The organism is Paenibacillus sp. AR247 (assembly GCF_002968895.1).
GTDB classification, from domain to species: Bacteria; Bacillota; Bacilli; order Paenibacillales; family Paenibacillaceae; genus Paenibacillus_AQ; species Paenibacillus_AQ favisporus.
Window position 1 is genome coordinate 59049 of the sequence record NZ_PCZT01000018.1, and the last position, 17321, is coordinate 76369.

A 17321-nucleotide genomic window follows, 5' to 3' on the forward strand; every position below is an offset into this window, starting at 1 on the left:
AGGAATCCAAAATGGGGAAAAAGTATACCATCGGAGTGGATTATGGGACCCAGTCCGGACGTGCTGTACTGGTGGATTTGTCGAACGGCCATGAAATCGCCGACCATGTGACGCCGTATCCGCACCATGTCATCGACGAGCGGCTGCCCGGATCGGGCATCAAGCTGGAGTATGATTGGGCGCTGCAGCATCCGGACGATTACCTGGAGGTGCTGAGAACTTCCGTGCCGGCCGTCGTTCGTGAATCGGGCGTCAATCCCGAGGATGTCATCGGTATCGGCATCGATTTTACCGCCTGTACGATGCTGCCCGTCGACGAGGCAGGCGAGCCTCTGTGCTTCCAGGCTGAGCTGGCGGACCAGCCGCACAGCTGGGTGAAGCTGTGGAAGCACCACGCGGCGCAGCCGGAAGCCGACAAGATCAACCGCATCGCTGAGGAGCGCGGTGAGGCGTTTCTGGCCCGGTACGGCGGCAAAATTTCGTCCGAGTGGATGATCGCCAAAATTTGGCAAATCCTGGACGAGGCGCCGGACATCTATGAGAAGACGAACATGTTTTTGGAAGCGACGGACTGGGTCATCTCGCAGATGACGGGCAACATCGTCCGCAACAGCTGTACGGCGGGCTATAAGGCTATTTGGCATAAGCGTGACGGCTATCCGTCCAAGGAATACTTCAAAGCGCTCGATCCGCGCCTGGAGCATCTGACCGATACGAAGCTGCGCGGCGAGGTCATTCCGCTTGGAAGCAATGCCGGAGGACTGCAGCCGTCCATGGCGGAGATGATGGGCCTTAAGCCGGGCATCGCGGTGGCGGCCGGCAACGTGGACGCCCATGCGGCCGTGCCGGCGGTCGGCGTCGTGACGCCGGGCAAGCTCGTCATGGCGATGGGCACGTCGATCTGCCATATGGTGCTCGGCACGGAAGAAAAAGAAGTCGAAGGCATGTGCGGCGTCGTGGAGGACGGCATTATTCCGGGGCTCTTCGGATACGAAGCCGGTCAGTCGGCGGTCGGGGATATTTTTGAGTGGTACGTGGAAGAGTCCTTGCCTGCCTATGTGAAGGAAGCTGCGTCGAGGAAGGGCTGAGTGTTCACCCCTGCTCGCGCTCGACTGGTGGAACGGCAACCGCTCCGTTCTGGTCGATACCGACCTGACGGGGATGATTCTTGGCATGACGCTGCTGACGAAGCCGCAGGAAGTATACCGTGCCCTGCTTGAAGCGACCGCCTTCGGCACCCGCAAAATCGTCGATGCGTTCCAGGAGAGCGGTGTCAATGTGGATGCGCTCTACGCCTGCGGCGGCCTGCCGCAGAAAAATCGCCTGCTGATGCAGATTTACGCCGACGTGACCAAACGCGAAATTTTCGTGGCGGATTCCAAGCAGACGCCGGCGCTCGGCGCCGCGATTTTCGCCGCGGTGGCTGCAGGCAAGGAAGCCGGCGGCTACGACGATGTCGTGACTGCGGCGCAGCAAATGGCGCGCGTTAAGGAGGAGACGTTCAAGCCGATTCCGGAGAACGTTGAAGTATACGAGAAGCTGTATCAGGAATACAACCTGCTGCACGATTACTTTGGCCGCGGCGAGAATGATGTGATGAAGCGGCTGAAGAAGATCAAGCTGTCCACGGAAGCGGAGCTGAAGCCCGTCCGGTAATAGGCTCCGAAACATAAACTTATACTTTCTTTCTGATCTCATAAGAAAAACGTCTACCGACGTATCTTCGCAGAAGACAGACCGCATTTAGCGGAAGTCTTTCTTGCGAGATCCAGAAGCGAAGGCTCTGAAACTTATACTTTATGATCTCTAAACAAAGGACCGTCCTGTATTCAGGAACGGTCCTTGTTTAGACGTATGGCCTATTAGGTAACTGCAGCCGTCTTTTAAGAAGAACGGATTTCCAGCACCTCGTATTTGATCAGCCCCATCGGTGCATCGACGGTAACTACGTCCCCGACCGTTTTACCGATCAGCTCTTTGCCCAGCGGGCTTTCATACGAGATTTTGTTCTGGTAGACGTCGGCTTCCGCCGGACCAACCACGCGGTACTCGAGATCTTCCTTGAACTCGATATCGTGCAGCTTCACGAACGAGCCGACACTGACAGCGGATGAGTCTGCCTTATCGGCAATGCGGGCTTTGGTCAGCATTTTCTCCAGCTGCAAAATGCGGGTCTCCATAAAAGCTTGGTCATCTTTGGCGGAGTGATATTCGCTGTTCTCCTTCAAGTCGCCGTAGCTGATCGCCAGCTTAATGCGTGCGGCCAGCTCTTTGCGCTTGACGGTCTTCAATTCCTCAAGCTCAGCCTCCAGTTGGGCAAGGCCTTCGGCGGTCAAAATAATTTCGTCATTGGACATAGTTCACAACTCCTCTTCATTACATTTTACACGATATCCATATTTCATGCGAAACATTCGGCGTTAGCGCGTAAATTGAAGAGACGGCAAGATCAGTCGAGTATTAGTCTTCCTTAACATCATACAGGACGCGGGCGAGCAGATCCTGGCTGTAGTTGCCGAAATTTTTGCCATAGATGGTCAGGCCGCGCTTGTTGACCGACTGCTCGGTAACCGAGAGGCGGAAGGTAAGCTCGCTCTTGTAATCCAGCTGAATTTGGTCCAGCGTCACGTCGGAAATCCGGCAGCCGTCGATGAAACTGCCATCGTTGTTGATGCGGATCAGCTTCAGCATGCCGTATTGGTTCAGATGCGGCGGCCACCAATCCGGGTTAAACGTGCCGCGGGCATCCCCGAAGTCCCCTGGACTGGTCCAGGATCCGATTTCGATCCCGTTTAAGTGAAAATAAATGTCCGACGGGTAGTTATCGTTATATCCCGGAGCTTCCGAGCTGAGCTCCATGGAAAATTGGATTTCGCGGAACGTCTGGTTCGGCTTTAAATAATTCGGAATCCGGTATTCCAGAAACCCTTCCGCCAGCCAAATGATCTCGGCGTCGATCCGCTGCGGATCCGCAAAATAGCGCGGGTCGTCAAAGTCGCCGACGATGCTGTCCTTGGTGGCCAAACCGCAGGTAGGAACCGCTTGATAGTTGCTGTAGTGGCCGACTTGAATTTCAACTTCATACAGGTTTTCGACGTCCCTGCTGCGCAGGTCGACCATCAGTTTGTCCTTATTCAAGTAACAAATCTTCTGAATGCCGTGTTTGCCGACGCTGGTATTGATCTCAATCAGACCGCTTTCCTCCAGCTTTTTGATGTGCATCGTAATCGCACCGTTGCTGAGGTTCAGCCGGGTGGCCAGGTCGTTCAGGTTCAGCGCCTGGTTTTTCGCGAGCAGTTCGAGAATTTGGATCCGGATTTCCGAGCTGAGGGCCTTAAAAATATCGATCCCGCTCATCAGATTTTTAATATAGATCATGGAATTGAATACCTTCTTCCGATTGTAGAGGTGGTGTTCTTTTATTTTAAATAATTATAAACTAACTAAATCGTTAATGAAAGCATGCATTCCTTTTTTGTAGATATATACGAAATAGTCATAGCATATTCTACAAATCACAGAGGAATCTTTAGGTATTTTTAAAGTAAAATAAACTGGAATTTTCCTTGATTTTATAAGGTTTATTAGAGTTTATACATAGCGACGGACACAGAAATTTCATTTTGGTTTAAAAAAATATAAATAGATTTACATTTATTTATTTACAGCATACTTCATCTATGTTATTTTATACTTGTAAACGGATTCATTCAATTTATCTCAAATTATTTTATTATTTTCTAAAATGGAAGGTGATATCAGTGGCATCAGCAGCAAATAAGGCCAGGGTGGTCGTGGACAAGGCATTTCGGATCGCCGAAGTGGATAAGCGTATCTACGGCTCGTTTATTGAGCATTTAGGCCGCGCCGTATACGGCGGCATATATGACCCGTCCCATCCCGAGACGGACAGCCTCGGTTTCCGGGAGGACGTAAAGCAGCTGGTCCAGGAGCTGGGCGTGCCCATTATCCGTTATCCCGGGGGTAATTTTGTGTCAGGCTACAATTGGGAAGATGGCGTCGGTCCGCGCGAGTCGCGTCCAAGAAGGCTGGAGCTGGCCTGGCGCACCATTGAGCCGAACGAAGTCGGGACGAACGAGTTCATGGCATGGGCCAAGGAGATCGGCTCCGAGGTCATGATGGCGGTCAACCTGGGAACGCGGGGCGTGGATGCGGCAAGGAACCTGCTTGAGTACTGCAACCATCCAAGCGGAAGCTACTGGAGCGATCTGCGGCGCAGCCACGGCTATGATCAGCCCCATAAGGTCAAAACCTGGTGCCTCGGCAACGAAATGGACGGTCCTTGGCAGATCGGCCAGAAGACGCCGCAGGAGTACGGACGCCTGGCTTATGAGACCGGCAAGGCCATGAAGCTGGTGGATCCCGATATCGAGCTGGTATCATGCGGCAGCTCCAGCACGGGAATGCCGACATTCCCGGAATGGGAAGCCATTACACTGGATCATACATATGACGTAGCGGACTTCGTATCCCTGCACCAGTACTACGGCAACCGGGACGGCGATTCGGCAAACTTCCTGGCGCGGACGATGGACATGGACCATTTTATCCGCACCGTCATTTCCACCTGCGACTACGTGAAGGCGAAGAAGCGGAGCAAGAAGACGATGTACCTGAGCTTCGACGAGTGGAACGTCTGGTACCATTCAAACGATGCGGATACGAAGATCGATCCCTGGACCGTCGGTCCGCCGCAGCTGGAGGATGTCTACAACTTTGAAGACGCGCTGTTGGTCGGCGGGATGCTCATCACCTTCCTGAAGCATGCCGACCGGGTGAAGATGGCCTGCCTTGCGCAGCTGGTCAACGTGATCGCACCGATCATGACCGAGACCGGAGGGCGCTCCTGGAAGCAGACGATTTTTTATCCATACCTGCACGCTTCACGTTACGGACGCGGGGTATCCCTGCAACCGATCGTGGATTCGCCGAAATACGACGCCCAGGATTATACCGATGTGCCTTATTTGGAGACGGCGGTCGTATATAACGAAGAGGAAGAAGAGCTGACCATCTTTGCGCTGAATCGCCATTTGGAGGAGGCGCTCGACGTGGAATGCGACGTCAGAGGCTTTGAAGGCTACCAGATTGCTGAGCATATCGTTCTGGAGAACGACGATTTGAAAGCGGTCAATACCGCGGCCGAAGAGAACGTTAAACCGCATTCGCGCGGCAGTGCGGCATTGAAGGACGGGTTTGTGAGCACCCGCCTGTCCAAAGCATCCTGGAACGTGATCCGGCTGAAAAAAGCTTAATTAGGGCAGGTCCTTGCTGCCCGGCTGGCAGGCGAGTTCCGGCATACCTGCCTTCATAACCCATTGGCTTGGACGCAACCCATAACATCATAGACTCGCATGACTGCATCTGCCGATTCCTCTTTGACGTTTGGCAAAGGAAAGATCGTGCCAAGAGGAACGGCAGATGTTTTTTGTGGAACGAAACGACCCGCAGGAGCGATGGCGGCATCTATCCAACATGGCCTTGATGTACATCAACATGTACGTACAAGTGAAAAGGGTTCGTGTGAAATTGCAAGCTTTCAAGTTTTTCAAATCAAAAGAAGTACGCTGAACAATAAAAAATACGAGATATAGTATTCCATTTAGGGGGCGGAAGTTTTGAAGAAGAGCTTTGTTATTTCATTATTGATGATATTTGCGGCAAGCATGCTGTTGTCGGCATGCGGAAGCAGCAGCGAGAAGACGATTACGTTCTGGACGCCGCTGACGGGCGACGACGGAGCTTATATGGATGAGATCGTCAAAGAATATAACGCGACGAATCCCGACATCAAAGTGAAGCACGTCATCACTTCCGATATGTACACCAAGCTTTCGACCGTGCTGAACTCGGGCAAAGGCGTTCCGGATCTGGCCATTATCCATGCCGACCGCGTTCCCGGCTTCGCGAAGCAGGGCGTGCTGGAACCGATCGAAAGCGCGATCAAGGGGCAGCCGGAAATCAAGGAAGCGAATTACCTGCCGCAAGCCTGGTCCACAGGCAACATCGACGGCACCCAATATACGGTTCCGCTCGACATTCACAGCAACGTCATGTACTACAACAAAGATTTGCTGAAGAAGTATAACGCGGAATCCATTCTCGACGACAATGTCGTGACCATCGACGAAATGCTGTCCCTGAAAGGCAAACTGGCTTCGGACGAATATGTCGTCAACGATGCGCTGCTGGGCTGGGTCATTCTAGCACAGGTTCAGGACCTGGGCGGAGACATCCAGGAAAACGGCAAGCCGGCCGTCAATACGCCGGTGATGAAGCAGGCTTTTGAAAATGTGAAAAAGATCGCCGACGCCGGCCTCATGACACCGTTCGGCGAAGACGGCTACTTGATGTTCCAGTCCGGCAAAGTGCTGTTCTCGACAGACGGAACTTGGAGCTCGACGGCCCACGCCAAGGTTGACGGATTGAATTTCGGCGTAACCAACGTGTACTCGCCGACGGCGGACAAGTTTACGAACCGCGCTTCCTCCCACTTGTTCACGATGTTCAAGAACGACAAGCGTTCGGACGAGAAAGAAGCGGGAATCGGCGCCTTCCTGGAATTCGTGCGCGAGCACTCCCTGGAATGGGCGAAAGCCGGACAAATCGTCGCAAGTAAGCAGGTGAACGAAAGTCCGGAGTACAAGCAGTTCATGCAGTCCTTCTTCACCTCGAATGAGCAGGAGACCAAATCGCTGTACATCTACACTTACGAATACTATCCGTACGTAGCCGAAGCCGTGGATACGTACTGTGCCGATATCGTCCGGGGCAATGTGGACTTGGACGAAACGCTGCAGACGATGCAGAAGTTCGTCGAGGATAAGATCGCAGAGAGCGGCAGTAAACAGGCGACCAAGTAGGCCTTTTGCTAAGCAGATAGAATGAGCTAAAGAAATGAATGTTATAGGCCGTATGAGGGCCGTTTTAACAGGAGGTTCCATGCAAAAAACTTTAGTTCAATCTATACAGAACGAAGGAAATAGTGTGCCGGACCGAAAGCGTCTGGCGCATTATTTCTCCAAAAGGAGAAATTACAAGGCTATGAATAAGAAATCATTTGCACCGTTTTTCTTTGTCGGCCCTCATCTGATTCTGTTTCTTATCTTCATTCTGATCCCAACGATTTACGGGATCTATGCTTCGTTTACGCAGTGGAACCTGATGAACGATCCGGTATGGATCGGCCTGGCCAACTATAAAACGATTTTGTTCGACAGCAGCTCGACCTTCCACACCCAATTTTTCAACGGCCTGAAAAATACACTGCTGTTCGTCGTGATCAGCGTTCCGCTGCTCATCGTCATTCCTCTGCTGGTCGCCGTCGCGCTCGAGCACAAGCAGGTCAAGCTAAAAGGTGTCATTCAGTCGATCATCTATATTCCCGGCTTGATCTCCATTTCCGCGGCTGCTCTGATCTGGCTGCTTATTTTCAATAAACAGCTGGGCATTACCGGCAACGTATTCCATTCGCAGGTGGCCTGGGCGGCGACGCAGCCTTATGCGTGGATTATTATTTTCGTCATCACGGTATGGGGCGGCGTCGGCGGCAACATGATCATTTACCGCGCGTCCATTGCCGGCGTCTCCAAGGAACTGTACGAGGCGGCGGAGATCGACGGAGCCGGATCCGTGCGCAGATTTTTCAGCATTACCCTGCCATCCATCCATTTCCCGCTGATCTATACGTTCGTCATGACGACGGCAGGCGCGTTCAACGTGTTCGGCCAGCCGTTAATGATGACCGATGGGGGACCGAGACAGAGCACGCACGTCCTGATGATGTACATCCGCCAGCTGGCCTTCGGCCAAGGGGAATCGATTGCCGGCATGGCGTCGGCGATGGCCGTACTGCTCGGTTTGGTCATTCTGGTCATTTCGACGCTGCAATATTATGTCATGAATCGAAATACGAGGTAGGCCGCTTAGGCAGAGGCTGGATTTAGGATACGAGAGGTAGGGTTAATCAAAATGTCCAAAAAAGTAAGTATCTCCAAATATATCGCTTACCTGTTCTTGATCGTGCTTTGCGTCATTTGGGTGATTCCGGTCGTGTTCGGAATTACGACTTCCTTCCGTTCGCAGACCGAGGTCGTGTCCTCGGGCTTTCGGCTGTTTCCGAAGGAATGGATTTTTGAGAATTACGTCGCCATTCTGGAGAATACGTCCACGGCACCGATTTTGCGCTGGCTGTTCAATTCCGTCTTTATCGCGGTATCGCACACCCTGCTCGTCATCGTCATTATTTCTCTTACGGGTTACGGGTATTCCCGCATGAACTTCAAAGGGAGAGACACGCTGTTCTTCACGCTGCTGGGCATTTCGTTTTTTCCGGGCGTCGTCAACATCATCCCTTCCTATAAAATCATCGACGCCTTCGGCTGGGTGAACACCTCTTGGGCCATGATCATCCCCGGTCTCGCAGGTATGGGCAACATTTTTCTGGTCCGGCAGTTTATGAAAGGTATTCCGGGCGAGCTGGACGAATCGGCGCGCGTGGACGGCGCAGGGGATTTCCGGATTTATTTTTCGATCATCCTGCCGCTCATCAAGCCGGTGCTGATCGTGTGCGGCCTGTTTTCCTTCGTCGGATCGTGGAACGACTTCCTGTGGCCGGTTATCGTATATACGGACGTGGATAAAATGCCGATTACAGCGGGCTTGCTGCTGCTTCAGGATATTTACGGCAACTACCGCATGATCGGGCAGCTGATGGGCTCGGCGATGCTGGCGATCATTCCGACGCTGCTCCTGTTCGCGTTCGCCCAGAAATATTTTATTCAGTCGATCAATTTGAACTCTGGCATTAAAGGATAATAGGAAGTTTTTATCAAAATAAAAGACTTAGCATCTTATGGGAGGATTCAGCTATGCATAACGTGATCGTCAATACGGATATTTCCAAAGGGGAAATCAATAAAAATATATACGGCCATTTTGCGGAGCATCTGGGCCGCTGCATTTATGAAGGGATTTGGGTCGGCGAGGATTCGCCGATTCCGAATACGAAGGGGATCCGCAACGACGTACTGGCGGCCCTTAAGAATATCAAGGTGCCGGTTCTGCGCTGGCCGGGGGGGTGCTTTGCCGATGAGTACCACTGGAAGGACGGCGTCGGTCCAAGGGAAGGCCGTAAACGGATGGTCAATACGCACTGGGGCGGAGTCGTCGAAAATAACCATTTCGGCACCCACGAATTTATGCTGCTCTGCGAGCTGCTGGAATGCGAGCCGTACATTTGCGGCAACGTCGGCAGCGGTACGGTTCAGGAGATGTCCGAGTGGGTCGAGTACATGACCTTTGACGGCGAATCGCCGATGGCCAACTGGCGTAAGGAGAACGGCAGAGAGCAGCCGTGGAAGCTGAAGTATTTTGGCGTCGGCAACGAAAACTGGGGCTGCGGAGGCAACATGCGTCCCGAATATTACGCTGATCTGTACCGCCGTTACCAAACTTACGTCCGCAATTACGGCGACAACAAAATTTACAAAATCGCCGGCGGCGCCAATGTGGACGATTATAACTGGACGGAAGTGCTGATGAAAAACGCCGGCTGGCTGATGGACGGTCTGAGCCTGCACTACTATACGATTCCGGGCGACTTCTGGCTGGGTAAAGGCTCGGCGCTCGATTTTGAAGAAGGCGAATGGTTTATCACCATGAAGAAGGCGCTGCATATGGACGAACTGATCACGAAGCACAGCACGATCATGGACAAATACGATCCGGAGAAGCGCGTCGGCATGATCATCGACGAGTGGGGCACCTGGTTTGACGTGGAGCCTGGCACAAATCCGGGATTTTTGTACCAGCAGAACTCGATCCGCGATGCGCTGGTGGCCGGCGTGCATTTCAACATTTTCCACAACCATGCGGACCGTGTCCAGATGACGAACATCGCGCAGACGGTGAACGTCCTGCAGGCGATGATTTTGACCGAAGGTGAGAAGATGATCCTGACGCCGACGTATCATGTGTTCGATATGTTCAAGGTCCATCAGGATGCCGAGGTGCTGGCGGTCGAGTCTGCGGTCGGAAGCTATGAAATGGGCGGGGAGGCACTGCCGCAGGTAACTGTGTCGGCTTCCAAGGATGCCGAGGGCACGGTGCATGTCAGCCTGGTCAACATCGACCATGCCGGCGAAGCCGAAATCAGCCTGGACCTTCGCGGCCTTGCTGCCGAAAGCGTGCAGGCTTCCGGCACGATTCTGACGGCCGACCGGATGAACGCGCACAATACGTTCGAGCAGCCGGACGCCGTGGCACCAAAAGCGTTTGACGGCGCCAATGTTGAAGGCGGTCGTTTGAGCGTGAAGCTGCCGCCGATGTCCGTCGTTACGCTGGCAATTCATTAATCGAAGGTTGGCTGCGTGCAGCGCCATTACAGTTACAGCAAATAGGGAGGGTGAGTTGTCATGGATCGTCAGGAAGGCTGCAAAGGGTGCAGCGAGAGCGTCCAGGTATCGCCGGAAAAACTGCAGCGGCTCGTAGAGATCGCGACCCGCGGCAGGGAGACGGCATCCGAAGAGGTATACCGCCGGCGGATCGGGCAGTGCGAACAGTGTCCGGGGCTTCAATACGGAACGACCTGCCAATACTGCGGCTGTCTCGTTGAGGTGAAGACCCGGCTGCTGGAATCCGCTTGTCCTTATCCTTTTGCCCCGAAATGGAGCTAGATAGAATGAACTAAAGAAATGAATGTTATAGGCCGCCTTATGGGGCGTTATAACAGGAAGTTCAATGCAAACTTTAGTTCAATCTATATGGAACAATTGATTTTGCATGAAGACATAGACATAAAGGAGAGCCTGATATGGAGAGAAACGAAACTTACAACAATCCGGTCGTGGAGCAGCGCGCCGATCCATGGGTGTACAAGCATACGGATGGTTATTATTATTTCACGGCTTCTGTGCCGGAGTACGACCGAGTCGAAATCCGCCGTTCCAAGACCTTGCAGGGTTTGGGTGAAGCCGAACCGGTTGTGGCATGGCGTAAATACGAGACCGGACCGCTCAGCGCGAACATCTGGGCGCCGGAGATTCATTTTATTCAGGGAAAATGGTACATCTACTTTGCGGCGGCGCGGACGACCGAGACCAATGACGGATTGTTCGACCACCGGATGTATGTTCTGGAGAACGACTCGGCCAATCCGCTGGAAGGAACCTGGACGGAGAAGGGAAAGATCCGCACCCAGTGGGAGTCCTTTGCGCTGGACGCGACCACCTTTGAGCATAACGGCGTGCTGTACTATGTATGGGCTCAGAAAGACCCGGATATCGAGGGCAATTCAAATCTGTACATTTCGGAAATGAGCAATCCGTGGACGCTGCAGGGCAAACAGGTTATGATCTCGACGCCGGAGTATCCGTGGGAAGTGATCGGCTTTAAAGTCAACGAAGGGGCTGCCGTACTGAAGCGGAACGGACGCATCTTCATCAGCTATTCGGCCAGCGCCACCGACCACAATTACTGCATGGGACTGCTGTATACCGACGAATCGGCGGATCTGCTGGATCCGGCCTCCTGGGTGAAGTCGCCGGAACCGGTATTCGCCACCAACGAGGAGAACGGGCAGTATGGGCCGGGGCATAACAGCTTCACGGTATCCGAGGACGGGGAAGACGTCATCGTTTATCATGCCCGGAATTATAAAGAAATTATCGGCGATCCGCTGTACGATCCAAATCGGCATACGCGGATGCAGATCTTCGGCTGGAATGAGGACGGGACGCCGAATTTCGGGGTTCCGGTGAAGGATGGAGAACGGTAATTTGTCGGGAAACAAGATTTGTTAGAGCCTGCAGCTTGGCTGCAGGCTCTTTTTTAAATTGAAATGAATGTTAAAGGACGTATGGGGCGGAAAACGTCCGTTTTATAGTTTGAACTAACGAAAACGATGCTTGCAAGGGAGTAAAATGATTCCGAAGAAGCGAAGCGGTCACATTTGGCTTTCGGATTTCTATCTTGCAATGGTTCAATCCAATCAAGAAATCTGAAAACAAGAGTGATCGTAGGGACATTTTACGTACTTGCCCCATCATCCATTTCCATTTTTCAGCTTATACAACCGCTGCCGGTACTCATAATGAATGTACGTCGATTGACGTTCTTTCTATTTACCCGGCCCCCCGGATGCAAAGTCCCTTTGCGCAGTGGTATGATATATTTATGAGAGCGGTTTAGCGAGAGAAGAGGGGGAGGAAGTTGAACAAAGATCGACTGGATATGATCGAGTACCAGATCGCCCTGCTGGTCCGGCTGACGACGGCGCTCAGCCCCAGATTCGGGAACCTGGACCGGTCGGAGTATCTTCTGCTTAGCGAGCTGGAGTACGCGGGCCCGCTGGCGATCAATGTGCTGGCAGAGCATCTGCTGCTGAACCTGTCCACGGCCAGCAGGCAAATCGCGGTGCTGGAATCCAAAGATTACGTCAAGCGGTATCCGGACACGAACAATGGCCGAATCAGCCTCATTGAGATTACGCCCGGCGGGCTGGATATTCTCCACAAAGTCCAGAAAGCCAGACATGATGCTTACGCAGACATCCTCAAGGATTGGAACGGTGAGGGGCTGCAGCACTTGGAGGACAGCCTGACCCGGCTTAACCGGGATTTGAAACAACGGCATAAGTAGATCAGGAAAAAGCTGTGGATTTATCCAATAGCTTTTTCTCACTGCCTGCGAAAATCCCGTTGCCAGCTGATCCGCATATGTTGTATAATACAACTTGCTATTTACAAGTTATTCTGCATACGGACGTAATCATATACAAGACGAAAGGAGGAATCCGGATGAGTCAACTCATTAGCACTCCGATGTCGGAGAAAGAAAGGGTGGCCGTTCCGCAGTATTTGATCATATCGCTGCTGACGATTTTTGCGATCGGGCCCCAATACTTCAGCAATCTGGCTTATACCATCAACCAGGTGATCATTCAGAACGGACTGGATATGAGCTCGAATGATCTGCAGCTGCCGTCCACGCTGTCGAACTTGGCTTTCGCGCTCGGAGTACCATTTGGACCGGTGCTGGCCCGCAGATTCGGCCTCAAGGCGCACTATCTGACGATGGTGTTTATTTTTTTGTGCGGCTCGTTGATCAACGCCGTGTCCACCGATGTGGCCGCCTTGACGATCGGGAAGGTGATTCAGGGCCTCAGCGCCGGTACGCTGTTTCTGGCGATTTTGCCGGTGAGCCTCCGTTCATTTCCGAACAAGATCCGCAATACATTTCTGTTTATGGTCATCACGGGCCTGTTTGGGGCAAGTGCCGTCGGAGCCTATTTCGGAGCCGTCTCCCTCAGCCTGGACGCCTGGCGCTGGCTGTATGTGCTGAACGTCGCCTCCGCCATCCTATGTCTTGCCGTCGGCTATTACGGCCTGCCGAGATCGGAGGAGCATCACGGCGAGCACGAGCCATTGGATAAAACGGGAGTGTTTTTGTTTGTATTGACCATGATTTCGCTGGTGATTCCACTGTGCAATTTGATGCAAAAGGGGTTTACTTCGTATGAGGTGTGGCCGTTATTGGCCGTTGCCGTCATATTGGCGGTTCTGTTCGTCATCGTCGATCTCAGGGCCAAGACGCCGCTCGTTCCTTTCCGTACGCTGAAGGCGCCCAAGCCGATTTCGGGCACGATCATGGCGATCGCGTCCCATGCGGTGCTCATCTTTGCGATTGCGGGGATCACCGGTTTTTTGAAAAATAACGTCAGCTTGTCGCCAAGTTATTTGTCCCATTTTTTCCTGTGGTTCTTCGTCGGCATTCTGATCACGGCTATTTTGAAAACCCTGCTGTACGACCGGCTCGGCGCTGGCGTCCTGGGTTTTATCGGATCGCTGGCCATTATTTATGTCTGCCTCAGCTGGCGAAACCTGGTGCCAACCGTAACGCTGCCTAAGCTATACTTCCAGGCTGCCTGCCTTGGCGGCGGCGTCAGTATGGCTCTGGTCAGCGGAGCGCTCGGCACGGCCCTCGCGGGGGATATTCACAAAGCCTCCATGCGCTCCACGACGCTGCATACGATGCGGAATATCGTCGGCGCGGTGCTGTCTCCGCTGCTGGGCTGGTATTTGAGCCGGCAGAACACCATGAATTACGAGCAGATCCGCTCTCATCTGGGCGAATTTGATACCGAAACGAAGCTGGAGCTGGCACAGATGACCCGGAAGCTGATGGGATCGGGAATGACGGCTGCCCAGGCGCAGAGCACGGCTTCCTATGAGCTGATTGCTAATACGAAGCGGGCGGCCATCCTAGGAGCATACCATCACTTGTTTACGATGATGCTGGTTCTTGCTGTCATTATACTGCTGGCGTCTATTGGAAAAATCGTGACAGGCAAAGGCTTTTCGCTTGTGCAAAAGCCGAAAAAGCCGCTTGCCCTGCCGGGTCCCAAGGAAAGAGTAACAGCGGAATCCCATTCTTAAGATACATTCAGAAATAGAACGATATGGAGGAGAACAGGCAAGATGAACATTCGTTTAATCATCGGAAATGTTGTGGGCGTGCTGGTCGTGTTTATACTGATCGCAGCCGGCGCCTATGTTTATTACCAAAATGAAAACTACATCAAAACAAGCGACGCGGTCGTGTCCGCGGACATGATGCCCGTCGTATCCACTTACAGCGGCGTGCTGACCGACTGGCATGTCAAGACCGGATCGAACGTGACTGACAAGGACGTCGTCGGCACCGTATCCGACGGAACGAAGGCCGTACCGGTCAGCACCCGGATGAACGGTAAAATCATCAAGAGCGACGCGCGGAAGAACGAGCTGGTTCAGGCGGGACAGGTGCTCGCCCAGGAAGCTGACTTGGATCATATGTACATCATCGCCAATATTAAGGAGAAGGACCTGAAGGACCTGAAGGTCGGCCAAAGCGTCGATATTAACGTGGATGGGGATTCGGGCAAAACGTTCAGCGGAACGGTCGACGAAATCGGCTATGCAACGACCTCGGTATTCTCGGTGCTTCCGCAGCAAAGCTCAACCGGCAGCTACACCAAGGTCACCCAGAAGGTGCCGGTCAAAATTTCGATCAACCAGCCTTCGGATAAAGTGCTTCCCGGCATGAACGCCGAAGTGAAAATTTCTTTATAATCTATATAAGGGGAATCATTTTACTTCCTTGCTTGCATCGTATTTCTTGGTTCAACTTATATATACTTCTGTGAAGGGGTACCTGCCCGCCATTGAGGAATTGGCGTTGGGTGCCCTTTTGGCTGTCTTCCGGCGTTCTGGACCACTCCCTGTTGGCTTGATTTCGCGGCTATCATCTTCATGCTGGAAAGAGCGGCACCGAGCACAATCTGAATTTGCGGTGGAAGCCGCAAGGCAAAACAAGGTATGATAGAAGGAATGAATTACTCGCGGATCATCTGTTGAGGAAGAGGCATTCCAACTAAGTTAAGGTGTTGATGGTATGAAAAATTGTCTGGTCACCGGATACCGGGCGCATGAGCTGAACATCTTCGGCCAGAAGCATCCGGGCATTCCGTATATTAAGCAGGCGATCACGGCCAAGCTGATTCCGCTCCTTGAAGAGGGACTGGAGTGGGTCATCACCCCGGGGCAGTACGGCGTGGACCTGTGGGGCATCGAGGCGGCTATTGCGCTGAAAGAGCAGTATCCAGAGCTCAAATGCTCGATCATTTCGGCCTTTGCCAGCCCGGAAGAGAAGTGGAAGGAAGATAAGCAGGAGTATTACCGGCAAATCCTCAGAGAGATCGACTATTACGGTGTCGTCAGCAACCAGCCCTACAGCGGCCCGTGGCAGTTTGCGGCCAGGGATGATCTGCTGTTCCGGAAGACGGACGGCATCGTGCTCGTGTATGACGAGGATGCTGGCGAGGGCACCGGCAAGTTTTATAAGGAGAGAGCCCTGAAGAAGCAGCAGGAAGAGGGCTATGAGTATATTAACATCAGCTCTGAAGATATTCAGTCCATGGTGGGCGAGGCGGCCCATGACATGGATTCCGAAGTGGACAGCTTCTTTGGGGAATGAGACAATATAGTCATCGTGAGTATTCACAAAGACAGAACTGACAAGTTAGGAGAGGAAGCGAGAAGATGATACGATTCGGGGTAATCGGAACCAACTGGATTACGGAGCGGTTTCTGCAGGCTGCCGCGGAGAATGACCAGTTTCAGCTTGCCGCAGTATATTCCCGAACCCTGGAAAAGGGAGAGGCTTTTGCCGCGGAGCACGGATCTCCTCGGGTGTTCACGGATCTCGAGGCAATGCTGTCGGACGGGGTTGTGGACGCGGTCTACATCGCCAGCCCGAACTCTTTTCACGCGGATCAGGCGATCCGGTGCATGAACCACGGCAAGCATGTGCTGTGCGAGAAGCCGATGGCTTCAAACAGCTTAGAACTGAAGCGGATGATCGAGGCGGCCCGCAGCAATGACGTGCTGCTCATGGAAGCGATGAAGTCCACGCTGATGCCGAACTTCAGAATCATGAAGGACAACCTGTATAAAATCGGCCAGATCCGGCGGTATTTTGCCAGCTACTGTCAATATTCCTCGCGCTATGACGCCTTTAAGGAGGGGACGGTGCTCAACGCCTTCAAACCCGAGTTTTCCAACGGTTCACTCATGGATTTGGGCATTTACTGCATCTATCCGATGGTTTCTCTCTTTGGACGGCCTGAATACGTAAAGGCGACAGGCATCATGCTGTCATCAGGTGTGGATGGGGAAGGCAGTATGGTGCTGCGCTATCCGGAAATGGACGCGGTTATCATGTATTCGAAAATATCCGACTCCTTCCTGCCCGCCGAAATTCAGGGAGAGAACGGAACGATGGTCATCGACCGGATCAACCAGCCTTATGAAGTAAAAATCCAGTACCGGGACGGCACGGTCGAGGACCTCACGCAGCTGCAGACCCATGAATCGATGTACTACGAGCTGGACGAGTTTATCCGGTTGATCGAACGCGGCAAACGCGACAGCAAGATCAATTCTTTGGAGAGCTCCCTCATCGTGGCGGAAATTATGGAGGATGCGAGACGCCAGATCGGTCTCAAATATGCGGCAGACGTATGGTGATGTTTGATCCGAGCATTTTCGACAACCTGAAGGTGGCGGTGGAGAACCTGGTCTACGACCTGGACAACCTGGACGGTGTGGTTCGCGTCACCGGCCGCGACGACCGGATGGAAATGTCGGTCATGTCGAGAGAATTTGCCATTCGGTTCGTGCGAAGTGGGAACGAAGCGGTGACCGCGGAGATCGGCCTTGCCGCCTCGCTGGCCGATTTGGCCGCGGAGCTGCTGGAGCAGA

General features: G+C 53.0%; 14 protein-coding genes and 2 pseudogenes. 14 read left to right on the forward strand and 2 right to left on the reverse strand.

Features of this window, described 5'->3' with window-relative positions; genetic code table 11:
- The first annotated feature begins 11 nt into the window (after positions 1–11).
- A pseudogene (locus CPT76_RS26010) lies at positions 12–1656 on the forward strand (ribulokinase).
- 227 nt (positions 1657–1883) lie between these two features.
- On the opposite strand, the gene greA reads toward CPT76_RS26010, so the two are convergent.
- Both greA and CPT76_RS26020 read right to left on the reverse strand, forming a co-directional pair.
- On the reverse strand, positions 1884–2357 hold the full coding sequence (gene greA, locus CPT76_RS26015; RefSeq protein WP_105444972.1) for a transcription elongation factor GreA: 474 nt from the start codon (positions 2355–2357) through the stop codon (positions 1884–1886).
- 103 nt (positions 2358–2460) lie between these two features.
- Positions 2461–3378, reverse strand: coding sequence for an ArsR/SmtB family transcription factor (locus tag CPT76_RS26020; protein WP_076173556.1), 918 nt, complete (start codon positions 3376–3378; stop codon positions 2461–2463).
- Between the two features lie 302 nt (positions 3379–3680).
- Between CPT76_RS26020 and arfA the strand changes: the two genes are divergently transcribed.
- The 13 genes and pseudogenes from arfA to CPT76_RS37815 form a co-directional block, all read left to right on the forward strand.
- A complete protein-coding gene (gene arfA, locus CPT76_RS26025; protein WP_105444973.1) occupies positions 3681–5276 on the forward strand; it encodes an arabinosylfuranosidase ArfA in 1596 nt (531 codons plus the stop codon).
- A gap of 393 nt (positions 5277–5669) precedes the next feature.
- Positions 5670–6884, forward strand: a complete 1215-nt coding sequence (locus CPT76_RS26030; RefSeq protein WP_105445088.1) for an extracellular solute-binding protein — start codon at positions 5670–5672, stop codon at positions 6882–6884.
- Between the two features lie 181 nt (positions 6885–7065).
- On the forward strand, positions 7066–7941 hold the full coding sequence (locus CPT76_RS26035) for a carbohydrate ABC transporter permease (protein ID WP_105444974.1): 876 nt from the start codon (positions 7066–7068) through the stop codon (positions 7939–7941).
- Positions 7942–7992: 51 nt separating this feature from the next.
- Positions 7993–8838: a carbohydrate ABC transporter permease gene (locus tag CPT76_RS26040; protein WP_089548563.1), complete on the forward strand. Its 846-nt coding sequence runs from the start codon at positions 7993–7995 to the stop codon at positions 8836–8838.
- A gap of 53 nt (positions 8839–8891) precedes the next feature.
- The gene (locus CPT76_RS26045) at positions 8892–10376 is read left to right on the forward strand and encodes an alpha-N-arabinofuranosidase (RefSeq protein ID WP_105444975.1); all 1485 of its coding nucleotides are present in this window, start codon (positions 8892–8894) and stop codon (positions 10374–10376) included.
- Between the two features lie 60 nt (positions 10377–10436).
- On the forward strand, positions 10437–10697 hold the full coding sequence (locus CPT76_RS26050) for a DUF6171 family protein (protein ID WP_105444976.1): 261 nt from the start codon (positions 10437–10439) through the stop codon (positions 10695–10697).
- A 137-nt stretch (positions 10698–10834) separates the two neighbouring features.
- Positions 10835–11797, forward strand: a complete 963-nt coding sequence (locus CPT76_RS26055; RefSeq protein ID WP_105444977.1) for a glycoside hydrolase family 43 protein — start codon at positions 10835–10837, stop codon at positions 11795–11797.
- 434 nt (positions 11798–12231) lie between these two features.
- Positions 12232–12660: a MarR family winged helix-turn-helix transcriptional regulator gene (locus CPT76_RS26060; RefSeq protein ID WP_258168812.1), complete on the forward strand. Its 429-nt coding sequence runs from the start codon at positions 12232–12234 to the stop codon at positions 12658–12660.
- 158 nt (positions 12661–12818) lie between these two features.
- Positions 12819–14456: an MFS transporter gene (locus CPT76_RS26065; protein ID WP_105444978.1), complete on the forward strand. Its 1638-nt coding sequence runs from the start codon at positions 12819–12821 to the stop codon at positions 14454–14456.
- Between the two features lie 42 nt (positions 14457–14498).
- Entirely contained in the window at positions 14499–15131 is a 633-nt protein-coding gene (locus tag CPT76_RS26070) for an HlyD family secretion protein (protein WP_076173565.1), read from the forward strand.
- Between the two features lie 322 nt (positions 15132–15453).
- A complete protein-coding gene (locus CPT76_RS26075; protein WP_076173566.1) occupies positions 15454–16035 on the forward strand; it encodes an SLOG family protein in 582 nt (193 codons plus the stop codon).
- Positions 16036–16100: 65 nt separating this feature from the next.
- The gene (locus tag CPT76_RS26080; protein WP_105444979.1) at positions 16101–17087 is read left to right on the forward strand and encodes a Gfo/Idh/MocA family protein; all 987 of its coding nucleotides are present in this window, start codon (positions 16101–16103) and stop codon (positions 17085–17087) included.
- Positions 17087–17321, forward strand: a pseudogene (locus CPT76_RS37815) (hypothetical protein); the annotation flags it as partial. The gene CPT76_RS26080 and the pseudogene CPT76_RS37815, both read left to right, overlap by 1 nt.

Bases quoted from the DNA above. Each gene is read 5' to 3' on its own strand.
- greA (WP_105444972.1), bottom strand. From the start codon at position 2,357: ATGTCCAATGACGAAATTATTTTGACCGCCGAAGGCCTTGCCCAACTG.
- CPT76_RS26020 (WP_076173556.1), bottom strand. From the start codon at position 3,378: ATGATCTATATTAAAAATCTGATGAGCGGGATCGATATTTTTAAGGCC.
- arfA (WP_105444973.1), top strand. From the start codon at position 3,681: ATGTTATTTTATACTTGTAAACGGATTCATTCAATTTATCTCAAATTA.
- CPT76_RS26030 (WP_105445088.1), top strand. From the start codon at position 5,670: ATGATATTTGCGGCAAGCATGCTGTTGTCGGCATGCGGAAGCAGCAGC.
- CPT76_RS26035 (WP_105444974.1), top strand. From the start codon at position 7,066: ATGAATAAGAAATCATTTGCACCGTTTTTCTTTGTCGGCCCTCATCTG.
- CPT76_RS26040 (WP_089548563.1), top strand. From the start codon at position 7,993: ATGTCCAAAAAAGTAAGTATCTCCAAATATATCGCTTACCTGTTCTTG.
- CPT76_RS26045 (WP_105444975.1), top strand. From the start codon at position 8,892: ATGCATAACGTGATCGTCAATACGGATATTTCCAAAGGGGAAATCAAT.
- CPT76_RS26050 (WP_105444976.1), top strand. From the start codon at position 10,437: ATGGATCGTCAGGAAGGCTGCAAAGGGTGCAGCGAGAGCGTCCAGGTA.
- CPT76_RS26055 (WP_105444977.1), top strand. From the start codon at position 10,835: ATGGAGAGAAACGAAACTTACAACAATCCGGTCGTGGAGCAGCGCGCC.
- CPT76_RS26065 (WP_105444978.1), top strand. From the start codon at position 12,819: ATGAGTCAACTCATTAGCACTCCGATGTCGGAGAAAGAAAGGGTGGCC.
- CPT76_RS26070 (WP_076173565.1), top strand. From the start codon at position 14,499: ATGAACATTCGTTTAATCATCGGAAATGTTGTGGGCGTGCTGGTCGTG.
- CPT76_RS26075 (WP_076173566.1), top strand. From the start codon at position 15,454: ATGAAAAATTGTCTGGTCACCGGATACCGGGCGCATGAGCTGAACATC.
- CPT76_RS26080 (WP_105444979.1), top strand. From the start codon at position 16,101: ATGATACGATTCGGGGTAATCGGAACCAACTGGATTACGGAGCGGTTT.